11 protein-coding genes are annotated in these 14,352 nt (G+C 29.8%); 1 reads left to right on the top strand and 10 read right to left on the bottom strand.

Annotation, left to right across the window (positions count from 1 at the left end):
• Position 1: 1 nt before the first annotated feature.
• Together Q4586_RS10985 and Q4586_RS10990 are read right to left on the bottom strand one after the other, a co-directional pair.
• Positions 2–310 (bottom strand): hypothetical protein, encoded by a 309-nt coding sequence (locus tag Q4586_RS10985; protein WP_068706091.1) that lies wholly within the window; start codon positions 308–310, stop codon positions 2–4.
• A 3-nt stretch (positions 311–313) separates the two neighbouring features.
• A complete protein-coding gene (locus Q4586_RS10990) occupies positions 314–1,609 on the bottom strand; it encodes an NAD(P)/FAD-dependent oxidoreductase (protein WP_303528989.1) in 1,296 nt (431 codons plus the stop codon).
• Positions 1,610–1,717: 108 nt separating this feature from the next.
• Here Q4586_RS10990 and Q4586_RS10995 point away from each other — a divergent pair, with 108 nt between their 5' ends.
• On the top strand, positions 1,718–2,143 hold the full coding sequence (locus Q4586_RS10995; RefSeq protein WP_068706088.1) for a DUF7738 domain-containing protein: 426 nt from the start codon (positions 1,718–1,720) through the stop codon (positions 2,141–2,143).
• Positions 2,144–2,145: 2 nt separating this feature from the next.
• On the opposite strand, the gene Q4586_RS11000 is transcribed toward Q4586_RS10995, so the two are convergent.
• The 8 genes from Q4586_RS11000 to Q4586_RS11035 all read right to left on the bottom strand — a co-directional run bounded on the left by Q4586_RS11000 (position 2,146) and on the right by Q4586_RS11035 (position 14,326).
• A complete protein-coding gene (locus Q4586_RS11000; RefSeq protein ID WP_303528990.1) occupies positions 2,146–2,676 on the bottom strand; it encodes a hypothetical protein in 531 nt (176 codons plus the stop codon).
• Complete coding sequence (locus Q4586_RS11005; protein WP_068706084.1) at positions 2,676–3,098, bottom strand: secondary thiamine-phosphate synthase enzyme YjbQ; 423 nt, start codon at positions 3,096–3,098, stop codon at positions 2,676–2,678. Before Q4586_RS11005 ends, Q4586_RS11000 begins: the two co-directional genes overlap by 1 nt.
• Before the next feature lie 9 nt (positions 3,099–3,107).
• Positions 3,108–3,857: a LytR/AlgR family response regulator transcription factor gene (locus tag Q4586_RS11010; RefSeq protein WP_068706082.1), complete on the bottom strand. Its 750-nt coding sequence runs from the start codon at positions 3,855–3,857 to the stop codon at positions 3,108–3,110.
• Positions 3,858–3,859: 2 nt separating this feature from the next.
• Complete coding sequence (locus Q4586_RS11015; RefSeq protein ID WP_303528993.1) at positions 3,860–6,778, bottom strand: sensor histidine kinase; 2,919 nt, start codon at positions 6,776–6,778, stop codon at positions 3,860–3,862.
• Between the two features lie 86 nt (positions 6,779–6,864).
• A complete protein-coding gene (locus Q4586_RS11020; RefSeq protein WP_303528995.1) occupies positions 6,865–8,190 on the bottom strand; it encodes a hypothetical protein in 1,326 nt (441 codons plus the stop codon).
• Positions 8,191–8,276: 86 nt separating this feature from the next.
• Positions 8,277–10,442, bottom strand: a complete 2,166-nt coding sequence (locus tag Q4586_RS11025; protein ID WP_303528997.1) for a choice-of-anchor D domain-containing protein — start codon at positions 10,440–10,442, stop codon at positions 8,277–8,279.
• Positions 10,443–10,659: 217 nt separating this feature from the next.
• Positions 10,660–12,570 (bottom strand): molecular chaperone DnaK, encoded by a 1,911-nt coding sequence (dnaK, locus tag Q4586_RS11030; RefSeq protein WP_068706073.1) that lies wholly within the window; start codon positions 12,568–12,570, stop codon positions 10,660–10,662.
• A 520-nt stretch (positions 12,571–13,090) separates the two neighbouring features.
• A complete protein-coding gene (locus Q4586_RS11035; protein WP_068706071.1) occupies positions 13,091–14,326 on the bottom strand; it encodes an ABC transporter permease in 1,236 nt (411 codons plus the stop codon).
• Positions 14,327–14,352 lie beyond the last annotated feature (26 nt).

Consider the following 14,352-nt stretch of genomic DNA (forward strand, 5'->3'; position numbering starts at 1 on the left):
TTTAACCAGCTGCAACCATTGCTATAAACCAAGCTAATGCTCCTCCGATTAAACTAATCACTAAAAATGCAGAATATAATACCCAACCAATAGCTTTATATAAAAAGAAAGGATGTTTTTTTAAACGCTCTGTTAAGTTAGGGTTATCTATTTTATGCTTCGCCTTCTTTACTTCATACTTCTTGAAAGCCTCTTGCTTTAAAGCTCGTTTTTTTTCATGAGAAATTAGCGTATTACAATTTTCGCAATACTCTTTATTCGTATTAAACAATCCGCATTCGGGGCATTTAATATTTCTTGTAATACTCATCTCTTACGCTTTAAAACTGTATTTATTTTTGTTTTTATAAGGTCTTATAATAAGCCTTGTTTCTCTATCAAAACGAATATAATTATACATCCAATTCATAAAAACAATTACTTTATTTCTAAAACCTATTAAAGAAAAAAGGTGTACAAACATCCACACAAACCAAGCAAAAACACCTTGAAATTTTAATCTAGGTAAATCTACTACCGCTTTATTTCTACCAATGGTAGCCATCGCTCCTTTATCATTATATTTAAATTCTTTAAGTTTTTTACTTTTAAATTTCGCTAATATATTTTTTGCTAATAATATTCCTTGTTGAATGGCAGGTTGCGCCATCATTGGATGTCCAAATTTATATTTTTCGGTTTGCATACAAGCAACGTCGCCTATGGCATATATATTATTGTAACCTATTACCTTATTATATTTATCAACCTTAAACCTACTTGCTCTTTCAACAATACACTCTTGCTGTAAGCCATTTATTGTTTTTCCTTTTACTCCTGCAGCCCAAATTACAGTTTCTGCATTAAAATTATCATGGCCATTTGTTGTTACCGTTACTCCATCATAATCTAAAACTCGTAGATCTTTCCAAACATCAACGCCTAATTTTATTAAAAAATCTTCTGCTTTTTCTGATGCTTTACTACTCATTCCTTTTAACAATTCGCCAGAACTTTGAATCAAATTTATTTTCATCAATCGGATATCTAAATCAGGGTAATCTTTTGGTAAAATTCCTTTTTTCATTTCTGCCAATGCACCTGCTAACTCAACACCTGTTGGCCCACCACCAACAATAACAAAATTCATTAAAGCGCTTCGTTTTTGTAAATTGGTTTCTAACAGCGCTTCTTCAAAATTTTCTAACACCAAACTACGAATATTTAATGCTTGCGGAACCGATTTCATTTCCATCGCATATTTTTTAATATTCGTATTCCCAAAAAAATTAGTGGTAGATCCTGTAGCTATAATTAACTCATCATACTCTAAATTTCCTATAGTTGTTTCAATGTTTTTTTTATCTGTTTCAATATTAGTTACTTCTGCCAAACGAAAAAAGAAATTTTCTACATCATTAAAACGTTTACGCAACGGAAATGCAATACTATCGGGCTCTAAGCCACCAGTAGCTACTTGATATAATAATGGTTGAAAAGTATGGTAATTATGTTTATCTATTAAAACAACTTGAAGTTCTTGTTTTTCTAATCCTCTTGCAGCTGCCAGTCCTGCAAATCCACCCCCTATAATCACGACTCGAGGAAAACTTGTTTGAGGTATATTCATTTTAAATGATTTTGTTTCAGATTAGCAAATTTAACGAAAAGTTGAGTTTTATTCTTTAAATTTGCATGCAACTTAACAAAAGTAATCACTTAATAAAAATACGCTATTATGTTTAATTTTTTTAAAAAGAAAAAAGTAAAAAATTTAATTATTAAATGCGATACTGATGTTATTTTTATTAATAAAAAACCTATTTCTTTTCCTACAAAATACGATACTTTAATTAACGCTTTAGGAAAACCTGATAGAGAACTTACTAAAAGTAATAATTATATTTTTTGGGATAATTATGGTGTTTTTTGTGGTTACACCGATAAAAACAATATTTTATCTATTAATGTGTACCAAAACAAAAAAGATAAAAGCGAGTACAATACTAAAAAGCAGTTTACGGGACAGTTATTTTTAAATGATGAAGAAATTACCAATAATGAATTTGGTAAAATTGCTTTAGGTAAAATTGCTATTCAAAGGCTTGGTAGTGAAAGTGAAATTCGTTTTGGATTTAGCGTAGGGGTTAATAGTGTTTACTAAAACTACAATTCTCTTTTTAATTGTTGTATTGTTTTAGTTGTGGCAACTAAATTTGTTATTAATATTTTTCTTAGTTGCTCAATGTCTTCATCAAAATATTGTGCCCATTTATGCTCCTTAAATAAGGTATTAATTTGTTTTAACCGCTGATGTGCTAATATTGATGTCATTAAAAAATTTCCATTTCCTCCCTCATTTTTATTAATTCTTTGGATTTTTGCTTGTTTTAATAAAAAATCTACGATTACATAAAACACTTTATCGGTATCATTTAACGGGTAAAAATCGCTCCATTTGGCAAAACCTACGTAATAATTTTGACTTTTATAATCTTCAATATTTTTAATTTTCCAACGACAATTTGCTACACGTCCCCAATGGTTTGAATATCTGTAAACCCCTTCGTCTGTATAAAAATACAAACTACCCGATTTACTTTGATAATGTGCTGATTTATCTTTAAAAAAATCTATTGACCGAGATTCAAACTCGCAATACGTGTATTTAAAAAAATTGAATTTATGATACTTCATTAAACTCCAAATATGGTAATTACAATTGTTCTGTTTCCTCCGTAATTTCTATGTTCACCTAAATAAACACCTTGCCACATACCTAGGTTTAATTTTCCGTTAGTTATTGGTATTTGTACTTGGCAACCCAACATAGAACTTTTTATGTGTGCAGGCATATCATCTGCTCCTTCATAATTGTGTTTATAATAGGGCATGTTTTCAGGAATCATTTTATTAATATGCGATTCAAAATCTAACCGAACCGTTGGATCAGCATTTTCATTAATCGTTAAACTTGCAGAGGTATGTTTTATAAATGCCTGAAATTGTCCTATTTTAATACTCTTTATTTCAGGTATTTCAGCAACTAAAACATCAGTAATTAAATGATAACCTCTAGTAAATACTGGTAATTGAATTTCTTTTTGATAAAATTGCATTTTACAAATCTAAAACACTTCTTTTATAATTTTTAAAAATTCTTGCTTTTTTGTTTTTGAAATAGGGATCGTTGTATGATTTCGCATCAGTAAAAAATCGCCATCTTTTTTTACAAACTTGTCTAAATAGTGGAGGTTTATTAAAAAAGACCTATGACACCTAAAAAATAAATTATTATTATGAAGTTGATTTTCAAAGTAAACTAATGGTTTACATATTAGTTGTTTTTCCTTATTCGCTAGATACACTTTTGTATACATTCCATCTGCTTCTAAATATAAAATATCTTCATGCGAAACAAAAATAATTTCTCCCGGTACTTCTAAAGCTATTTTATGTGACGATAATGATTGAATTGCTTTTTTTAACTCTGAAAATTGTGCAGTTACTTTCTTTTGATTAATATTTATTTTAGCTTTATTTATAGCTACTCGCAACTCTTCTCTATCAATAGGTTTTACCAAATAATCTATTGCCGATAATTTTAATGCTTCTAATGCGTATTGTTGATATGCTGTTATAAAAATTAATTGAAACTCTATAGGTTCAGAAATAAAATCTAATATTTCTAAACCAGAGTATTCAGGCATTTCAATATCTAAAAAAACAATATCAGGGTTATTTTCACGGATTGATTTTACTCCGTTTACTAAATTATTTGCTGTAATAACACTATTTATTTCAGGAAAAAACTCAGTAAGCATCGTTTTCATTACACTACGTGCTTTTGTTTCATCATCAATAATTAAAGCTTTCATTATTAAATTCTTTTTATTTTTAGTGTTACTATTGTTCCTGTGGCATTATTATATTCATCCTCTTTATCTGTAAAATGTACTAAAATATCAAATAAATTTTCTTTTTTATACAAAGCAACTCGCTCATGAGTAGCATTTACCGCAAAAGACTTATGCCTTTGTCTTTTTTTATTAATTTCTGATGATTTTTTTCGCCCAATACCATCATCTTCAATAATTATAATTAGAGTATTACTTATATCTTTTTTTACTATTATCGTTAAATTTCCTTGATCTTTTTTATGAACGAGTCCATGTTTTATTGCATTTTCTACAAATGGTTGTATAAACAATGGGGGAACTTCAAAATCTTCTTTATTAATTTTTTTATCAACTAAAAAATGTACTTTAAATTTATTTTCAAATCGTAATTGCTCTAAAGCTATATATATATCTAACGAGTTAAGTTCTTCTTTAAGTGATATTAGATTAACTCTACTGTGGTTTAAATACATTCTTATTAAACGAGAAAATTTAACCAAATAATCGCTTGCTAAATATTTTTCATTCTTCATTACATAATCTTGAATAGCTCCTAAAGAATTAAAAATAAAATGAGGATTCATTTGTGAACGTAAGTTTTCTAACCTTAACTTACTTATTCTACTATCTAAAATTACTTTTTCTAATTCTCGCTCTCCTTCTTCCTCTTTCCATTTTAACTTAATTTGGTAATATATTATTACTCCTAAAACAGCTATTAAAAATACTATTATAATAAACCACCAGTTTTTCCAAAAAGGTTTTTGTACAATTATTTTAACACCTTTACTTTCTTCTCCAATAGTTCCACCTATGCTTTTGGTTCTAAGCAAAAACTCGTATTTTCCTGATGGAATTCCAATATACCTTACCACATCATCATTCAACTCAGATGTTTGCCACGTTGTATTAAAACCTAAAAGTTTATACTGAAAAACATTCTTAGCACTAGCTTTAAAACCATTAGCGTTAAAATTAAACGTAATATCATTAGTTTTATATGGTAATTTGTATTTTGTCTTAATTTCTTGTTCAACTCCACCAATTTTAATATTACTTATATAAGCTAACGGAGCTAAATTTGGCTGTTTTAGCTCTGAAATAGCGGTATTTACTGAACATAAGAAATTATTACCTGCTATCCACAAATAACCGTTTTGTATTACGGGAGATTTAAACTTTAAAGTGCTTTTATCTGTTAAATTGATTGTTTTTATCTGCTGTTTATCAGTATCGTATCTTTGTATCCCTTTTTCTGTTACAATCCATAAAAAATTACCTTCTCCTAAAATTCCTTTTATTTGAGATTTTAATAATCCATTTGAAAACGTTATGCTATCAGTAACTTTTCCTGCTGCTAGCTTTAAAATTTTATTTCTTGCTGTTGCCCATATTTCACCATCAATAGTTTGGGTATATTCTGAAAAAATAATAGGTTTATTTTGATAACTCACAGGAATAGTTTGTAGTTTTTTATTATAAACCACTGTCCCATCAATATAAGTTACATAAATAAGTTTATTTTTTAAATCGTAATGAGTGCTTATTGGTCTTTTATTTTCTAAAACGGTATATTTATTATTATTTTTAGAAAGGTGGGTATAAATAACAGCATGACGGTATGATAAATACACCAGTGAATCTTTGTTTATTTGTGCAAAACCTTTTGCGGTAGTAAATTGCTCTCCTAGATTAATAACTTTCAACTTTTTTAAATCATAAATATAGCTACTGGTTCCGTTGGTACTTATGTATGCTCTTTGAAGTGTTTTGTTATATTTAATTCTATTTACGGGGCGTTGGTTAGTTAACTTTATAATTTTATGACTGTTATTTTGCACATTATAATCAATTAAATTACCATTTTGAGTACCTAATAATAAACGATCTTTATCTATAATTTCAATTGAAATAATATCTTCGTTTACTCCTAAAAAACTTTTTTTTGTTATCTCTAAATTTGGCACAACAAAAACACCATTTTGAAGTGTGGTAAGCCAATAGTTATTTTCATTATCCTTTAAAACATCAGTTATATGATAATCTTTAAAAATTTGTCTAGTACTATCAGCTTTTTCATTATCAAAAGTTATAAAAATACCTTTTGATGTTAGCATCCAATTTTCTTTAAACTTTTTAGTGTTATAAACTTGAGCTTTTTTAAGGGCTTTAGGTAACTTAACTCTATTAATTTTTCGAGTATGTATGTTAATTGAAAATTCCTTAAATTCTTCTTTATCTACTTTTACAACAACATCATTAAACCATTGAAGCATTTGAAATTTTCCCTCATCTAAACAGTTCTTTTCTATATCAAAGTTTATTTTTTTAAAAATAGGCTTTCCTTCTTTTTCATAAACTTGCGTTATCGTATTAGTTTCTTTTAAGTTGTAATAAAAAAAGCCATTCTTTGTTTTTACAAATTTAGAAACATGCGCATTTAAGTTTTTTTTAATTGATGCTGTTTTTTTATCTACCTGATAACTTTTTCTTTGTGATATAAAAAAAACATCATTTTGCATCACTATTAAATGCGCATAAGTTCCTTTTAACTCATTAGAAAAATCTTTAAACAAGTGTAGTTCTTTGTTTATAACCTTATAAATATGTCCTGAAATGGTTGAGCACCAAATTTGGCCTTCATTATCTATTTGTAAATTAAAAATACTTTTTGTGGTAGCAATCGTTTTTTTTACTTGTCGAAACTTTTTACCGTTGTAATAAAACAATCCTTGTTCGCCTCCAACCCAAACTAGGTTATCTTTATCTTGTATAATATTATAATTTGCTAAAGACACTAATCCATCATCAGATGTAAATTGTGTATAAAAAGGTTCTTGCGAAAATATATTTTCAACAAAAAATGAAATGATAATTAGTATATAAAACGTTTTTTTCACAAATTTAATATTACAATAAAAAGGTGGTTATGCAATAATACGCAAAACACCACCTTTTACAACGATTCTTAATTTAAAGTATCTATTTAGTTTTTAGGTTTAGCATTGCATTTTACATACCCACCATAAGGAGCTCTAACACTAGCTCTGTTAATTCCATTAAAAAAAGGACTTCCATATTTTCCGCCCCCAGTATAGTCTTTTCTTATTATAAACTGTTGCAACATACATTTTCCGCCAGTATTTTTCTGTACAACAGCCCCAACTGCCCATTGATACAAAGGTACTCCTGTTACTCTATGTTTTACAGTTGACCATCTATTAGATGTCATGTATTGATATATATTTTGCATACTCATTTTACCATAATATTTATTCAATCCACTTACAGCTGCTCTTTTAATTGCTGAATTTTTATCAAAACTTCCTTTAGCTGGCATTGTTACACTATTTAACTTTGCTCCTAACCAATCTTTACGTAAGTCATCAAACTTAGCAAAAGTTGTTTGAGAAGTTACTTCAGGGTTTTTATAATACTTCTTAATTTTTTCTGGATCTTTTGCCGCAATTACAAACTGTTTTGGTTGGGCATTATTCATCCATTTATGACCAACATTATCATTTTTATGATATACCGCTGCTCCAATTAATAATACTCCTGGCTCCAATAAAAGCACATTTGTATTCGTCCATTCTGGTCCACCCCCCATTCCAAATTGAAATTGAATATTACCTTTATCGGCAGATTTTCTGTACTTCTCAGGAACAACACCGTAACGTTTTTGGTTTGGTGAAAAATAGGCATTTAACTGATATGATGCTGGGTCGTACTCAATAGAAAAACCTTCGTAAATATCACCTGGATCTCTATCAAAATGATTTGTTGGATTTCTAACAAAGTATTGTGATAGATGGTAGTAACCAGACAGTTCCATTTTATCTGAAAAACCACCATCATAAGCAGGCATTTTTTTAAACTTTGTTCTGTTTAATACATAAATTTGATTGTCTTTAAATTTATCATTTTCACTACTTTCAATTGGTGAAGGAATTTTATTTACTTCTTTACCTTTACTTTTTTCTTTAGCTAACAAGGCTTCTTTTTCTGCTGCCTGTTTTTGTTGATATTCTTTATACTTTTTAAAATAAAAATCTTGCTTTTGTTTATCGTTGGGATACTTTTTAGCTAACTCTTTTTTAAACTCTTCGTCTGAGTACTCGTTAGTATTTGACGTTGAATTAGTAGTTGAACTTGTAGCTGATTTTTCTATTGATGAAGAAGCTTTCTTTGTTATTTTTTTTGTTACTTTTTGCTTAGCTTTTTTTAACATACCACCAAACTGAGCATTAGCTGTTTGATGAAACAAAAAACTAGCGAAGAACAAACAAACTAATATTGTATATTTTTTCATTTCTATTATTGTTTTTATGCTATTAAAAGCTACCTGCTTTTTTACACAGGTAACTTTCTTGAACTACTATTTAAAGGGAATGTTTTTTATTGACAACTAGAAGTACTCCAAGAAGCTCCAGATGGCTTAGCCCATTGGTTTGCTTGTGTATTTGGTGGGTTTAAAGGATCAAAACCAGCATCATGTTGAATACAAGTTAAGTTATCATTATTATCTGCAACCATATATATAAAGTTTATATTGTTGCCATTAGCTACGTTTAAACTTGTTAAATTGTTACGTCTAACATGTAAACTAACAACTCTCGAATTATTAGAAATATCTACACTTGTTAAATTGTTGTTGTAAACAACTAAAGTTCTTAAATCTGGATACATAGAAACATCTAACGTACTAATTTGATTCTTCTCTAAGTATAAAGTTCGTAAATCATTGGCTGTTGTTGGTAATGATAAAGTAGCAATATTATTATCTCCACATTGAAAATTCTCTAAGCTAGAATGATTTGTTAAATCTATTGCACTAATACTATTTTCCTCAATTAATATAGTTTCTAGTGCTGTATTAGCTGAAAGATCCAAGGCTGTTAAACTATTTCTTCTTAAGATTAATCTTTTTAATGCTGTATTTTGACTTAAATCTATACTTGTTAACGAATTATTATCAGCATTAAACTGTGTAATATTCACAAAAGCCTCTAAACCTGTTACATCTGAGATATTCAATCCGTCTACTTTAATTTCACCCGTGAAAGCCTGAGCTTCTGACACTTGAATTTCACTATCTCCATTAATATTAATAGCGTTATTAGCAACTAAAGCTGTTTTAAAATTAGTATCTGGTATATTTACAATAGTACCTGTTGTAGCTTGTAACCCCGTACCATTAATAATAATAGCAAGGCTTGGCTTTGTAGGATCATTACTTTCTACAACTATCATTGCTTGTTTTTGTCCTTCAGATTGTGGTGTAAAACGTGCTGTTACCTCATAAACACCACCATTAGGAGCAATTGTTTGTGGTGCAGATACATTTACCAAGGTAAAATCACTAGGGTTAAGTCCACTCATTCTAATATTACTTACCTCTAAACTTCCTTGACCATTATTTTGAATAGCAAAAGTTAAATCATTTGAAGAGTTACCTACTGTAACATCTCCAAAACCTAATCCAGTTTCACTAAAAGCAATTGCAGGTTGTGCTGGTGCTGTTCCTGTTCCATTCATTGGTAAAGACGCTTCATTATCACTAGAATTATTAAAAAATTTAATAGATCCTGAAGCAAATCCTTGTGAACTTGGCGTAAACTTAACTTCAAAAGTATATGTATCACCTGGCGCAATAGTTCTTATTAATGAACTTGTACCTCCTACTACTGTAAAAAATGATGCAGAACTACCTCCTATAATATTTACATTAGTAATCTCTAAATCTGCATTTCCTGTATTAGAAACTGTAATGTTTTTAGATACGTTTTTCCCTTCCTCTACATTTCCAAAACGAATAGGTGTTTCACTAAATTCCATTACAGGTATTGGTGTTGCTGTAGCTTTACCACTTAAAGTAATAACTTTAACTCCTGTATTGGTTGTTACCTCTAAACTTGCTGTTTTTTCGCCTACGACTGTTGGTGCAAACGTTACTGTAATTGTTTTTGTTGTTCCTGCTGCTAAGGTTTCTGCTGTTGCTGAAGTTGAAAAATCAGAAGCATTTGTTCCTTTTACCTCAAAAGCAGTAATTTCTAAATCTGCACTTCCGCTATTAGTTATACTAAACATAACATCTTTTGTTTGATTAACCTCTACATCTCCGAAAGCCAACGCTGTTGCACTTAAATCAACTCCTGGTAATGGTTTTGGTTTTGCAATTCCTGTTACTGTAATTTCTTTTTTTCCAATATTGGTAGTAATTTCTATAATAGCCTCTTTTTCTCCTTCTGTTAAAGGAGCAAAGGTAATTTCAAAGCTATACGATTGATCCTTTTTAATTATTTTAGGTACTGCACTAGTTGAAAAATCAGCTGCATTTGTTCCTATTAATACAAATTCATCAATTTCTAAATCTGCCTCTCCCTCATTTGTTACTTTAAATGAGTAGTTAATCGATTGCTCTACTTCTATTGTTCCAAAATCTTTTTCTATCGCTGTAATAGAAAATTCTGCTGGACTAATTTTTTCATCATCATCACAGCTTGTAATACTTGCTAATACAAAAAGTATTGCACTAACATAAATGGTCATTTTTTTTCTCATGTGTGTCTATTTTTTGTTTTTTTACATTTTACATAAAGGTGTTTTTCCCTTATTTAAGCATAAATATATAAGTGATTACTAACACATTGAGAAAAAATTGCTCAAGTGACTTTATTTTTTTCTAAAGCACTTCTTTTCTTTTCTAAAAGAAAAATGAGATTTTTATAAAATAAAAAGCTCGCCTATTGGCGAGCTTTTATAAATTATTTTGTAAAAATTACTTCACTTCTTCAAAATCTACATCTTCAACATTATCTTCCTGAGCATTGTTTGCTTCTGGTTGACCTTGTTGTTGCGCTCCTGCATCGCCACCAGCTTGTTGTTGTTGTTGTGCTGCATACATTTCTTCAGATGCTACTTTCCAAGCTTCATTAATCTTTTCCATAGCTGCATCAATTTGCGCTAAGTCTTTAGATTCGTGAGCCGCTTTTAATTCAACTAAAGCAGCTTCAATTGGTCCTTTTTTATCATCAGATAATTTATCACCAAATTCTTTTAATTGCTTTTCTGTTTGAAAAATCATTGAATCTGCACCATTAACTTTTTCAGCAGTTTCTTTTGCTTTTGCATCTGCATCAGCATTTGCTTCAGCTTCAGCTTTCATTTTTTCGATTTCTTCTTCTGATAATCCTGAAGAAGCTTCGATACGAATATCCTGAGATTTTCCTGTTGCTTTATCAGCCGCAGAAACCTTGATAATTCCGTTTGCATCAATATCAAAAGTTACTTCAATCTGAGGAACTCCTCTTTGTGCTGGTGGAATATCAGTTAATTGAAAACGACCAATTGTATTGTTATCTGCTGCCATTGCTCTTTCACCTTGTAAAACGTGAATATCTACAGATGGCTGATTATCTACTGCTGTAGAGAATACTTGAGATTTTTTTGTTGGAATAGTAGTATTTGCATCGATTAACTTTGTAAATACATTACCCATTGTTTCAATTCCTAAAGATAAAGGCGTTACATCTAATAATAAAACGTCTTTTACATCTCCAGTTAAAACACCTCCTTGAATTGCAGCTCCTAAAGAAACAACTTCATCAGGATTTACTCCTTTACTTGGTGATTTTCCGAAGAATTTTTCAACAGCTTCTTGAATTGCAGGAATACGAGTTGAACCACCTACTAAAATTACTTCATCAATATCAGATGTTGATAAATCAGCATTTTTTAAAGCTGTTTGACAAGGCTCAATAGTTCTTTTTACTAAGTCATCAATTAAAGCTTCAAATTTAGCTCTTGTTAATGTTCTTACTAAGTGTTTTGGTCCGCTAGCAGTAGCAGTAATATAAGGTAAATTAATTTCTGATGAAGTAGTAGAAGATAATTCAATCTTCGCTTTTTCAGCAGCTTCTTTTAAACGCTGTAAAGACATCGGGTCTTTACGTAAATCCATTCCTTCTTCTGCATTAAATTCATCAGCTAACCAGTTAATGATTTTTTCATCAACATCATCACCTCCTAAATGCGTATCACCATCCGTAGCTAACACTTCAAAAACTCCGTCTCCTAATTCTAAGATAGAAACATCATGTGTTCCTCCACCAAAATCAAAAACAACGATTTTTTTATCATCATTTGCCTTATCTAAACCATACGCTAATGCAGCTGCAGTTGGTTCGTTAATAATTCTTCTAACTTTTAAACCCGCAATTTCACCAGCTTCTTTTGTTGCCTGACGTTGTGCATCGTTAAAATATGCTGGTACAGTAATTACTGCTTCTGCCACATCTTGACCTAAATAGTCTTCAGCAGTTTTTTTCATTTTTTGTAATACCATTGCTGATATTTCTTGTGGCGTATATAAACGACCATCAATATCTACACGTGGTGTATCGTTATCTCCTTTTACAACGCTATAAGGTACCCTTCCTGCTTCTTTTGAAGATTCAGAAAATTTGTTACCCATAAAACGTTTAATAGAATAAACTGTTTTTGTTGGGTTAGTTACCGCCTGACGCTTTGCTGGATCACCAACTTTACGTTCTCCTCCTTCTACGAATGCTACGATAGATGGTGTAGTTCTTTTCCCTTCAGCATTAGGAATAACAACTGGTTCATTTCCTTCCATTACAGAAACACATGAATTTGTGGTTCCTAAATCAATTCCTATAATTTTACTCATAATTAACTATTTTATCTTAATTTTTTTAATTCAATTTTACGAGTAGTAATAGTCAAAGTGTGTGCCAACAAGTATTTGCTTTTATTTTGGCAGAAAAAATAAGTATTCATTTAATTACAATGACAGAGTGTCATAATTTTACAACTGAAAAGGTAATTTCTTTTGGGCGTTCCACAAGTGTCGCGCTTTCATTACTCGCTTTTTTTAATTTTGGACACTTTGTTAATTTGTTCGTTCCTCACAAATAAAAACCAAAATTAAAAAAGAGCTCAAACACACCATTCAATCGCTAACGCAACCAGTTTATTAGTGTTATTTTATAAATTAAAAAATAATTTTAATCTATTTTTTATATTGTTTTTGCTAGCTAAAAAAAATTCGAACTCACTGTTAAATTATCTATCACTTACTAAATAAACTTAGCCCCGATTGTAGCATTTGTTTGAGCTCCTTTTTTTGATTTTTCTTCAAAAAAAGAGCGAGTGCGAAAAGCGGGAAATAGCTTCAAAAAAAAACTATGTTAAGCAAATTTAATTGACTTTGATGGTTGTATTTTGGTAATTATATATGACGGAATTATTAGCATTAAAAAACATAATAATAAGGTACCTAGGTTTAATAAAATGATTGCTAAAAGGCTAATATGTACTGGTACTGTTGCTACTGAATATGTTGCTGGATCTAAGGTAATTATTTTAAAATTTTGTTGTAGTAATAGCAATGTTATTCCGATTAAGTTACCCCAAAACAATCCTTTTAAAATTAGGTATGATGCGTTGTATAAAAATATTTTTCGAACACTCCAATTAGCACTTCCTAGGGCTTTTAATATACCTATCATTTGCACCCTTTCTAAAATTAATACCAATAAAGCGGTTATCATATTAATACCTGCTATGACAATCATTATGGCGATAATAAACCATACATTATTATCAAAAAGTTTTATCCATTCAAAAATTAACGGATAATTTTCAACAATTGTATAGCTATTTAATGTTGTTCCGATAGTACTATAAATTTCGTTTCCTTTTTGGGTTAGCTGACTAAAATCATCAATTAAAACTTCAAACCCGCCAATTTCATCTGGTTTCCATCTATTTATTTGACGTACCTCTCTAATATCACCAATTAACATTGTTTTGTCAAACTGCTCAAAACCGGTATTATAAATACCTACAATTATTGGTTTACGCATTTTGTATTTTAACTTACTTTTTGCTGCACTAAATAAAGTTTGAATAGTATCATTTAACTTAAATCCTAATCGATTTGCGATTGATTGTGAGATTAAAATTTCTTTATTTCTAGGTTGTTCAAAATTTGGCAAACGCCCCTCTAGTAAATATTCTTTAAAAAAAGAAAAATCATAATCAGATGAAATACCTTTAAAAACAATGGCTTCAAAATCGGTAGGTGTTCTTATAATACCGCCAATATTTGCAAAAACCTGTACGTTTTTAATACCGGTTATATTTTTAAATTTTGGATAAAAATCTTGATTAATACTTATAGGCGCAGTAGTAATATCTGAATTATTACTATCGTAATTTACAATTTGAACATGCCCTTTAAAGCCTGTCATTTTATCGCTAATTTTTTTTTGAAAACCTGCGGCAATAGACACAGCTATTAACATAATAGCAATACCTAAAGTAATTGCGATGGTTGCAATTTTAATAATTGGCGATGAGATATTACTTTTATGCTCTTTACCAGCAATAATTCGTTTGGCTATAAATAATTCGAAATTCAAAAGCGTTATTTTTAACAAAATCAAAA

This window comes from Tenacibaculum soleae (assembly GCF_030549005.1).
In the GTDB taxonomy this organism is placed as follows: Bacteria; Bacteroidota; Bacteroidia; order Flavobacteriales; family Flavobacteriaceae; genus Polaribacter; species Polaribacter soleae.

Coding starts and splice junctions, on each gene's coding strand:
- Q4586_RS11025 (WP_303528997.1), bottom strand. CDS start 10,442: ATGAGAAAAAAAATGACCATTTATGTTAGTGCAATACTTTTTGTATTA.
- Q4586_RS11020 (WP_303528995.1), bottom strand. CDS start 8,190: ATGAAAAAATATACAATATTAGTTTGTTTGTTCTTCGCTAGTTTTTTG.
- Q4586_RS11005 (WP_068706084.1), bottom strand. CDS start 3,098: ATGCAATTTTATCAAAAAGAAATTCAATTACCAGTATTTACTAGAGGT.
- Q4586_RS10995 (WP_068706088.1), top strand. CDS start 1,718: ATGTTTAATTTTTTTAAAAAGAAAAAAGTAAAAAATTTAATTATTAAA.
- Q4586_RS10985 (WP_068706091.1), bottom strand. CDS start 310: ATGAGTATTACAAGAAATATTAAATGCCCCGAATGCGGATTGTTTAAT.
- dnaK (WP_068706073.1), bottom strand. CDS start 12,570: ATGAGTAAAATTATAGGAATTGATTTAGGAACCACAAATTCATGTGTT.
- Q4586_RS11010 (WP_068706082.1), bottom strand. CDS start 3,857: ATGAAAGCTTTAATTATTGATGATGAAACAAAAGCACGTAGTGTAATG.
- Q4586_RS10990 (WP_303528989.1), bottom strand. CDS start 1,609: ATGAATATACCTCAAACAAGTTTTCCTCGAGTCGTGATTATAGGGGGT.
- Q4586_RS11000 (WP_303528990.1), bottom strand. CDS start 2,676: ATGAAGTATCATAAATTCAATTTTTTTAAATACACGTATTGCGAGTTT.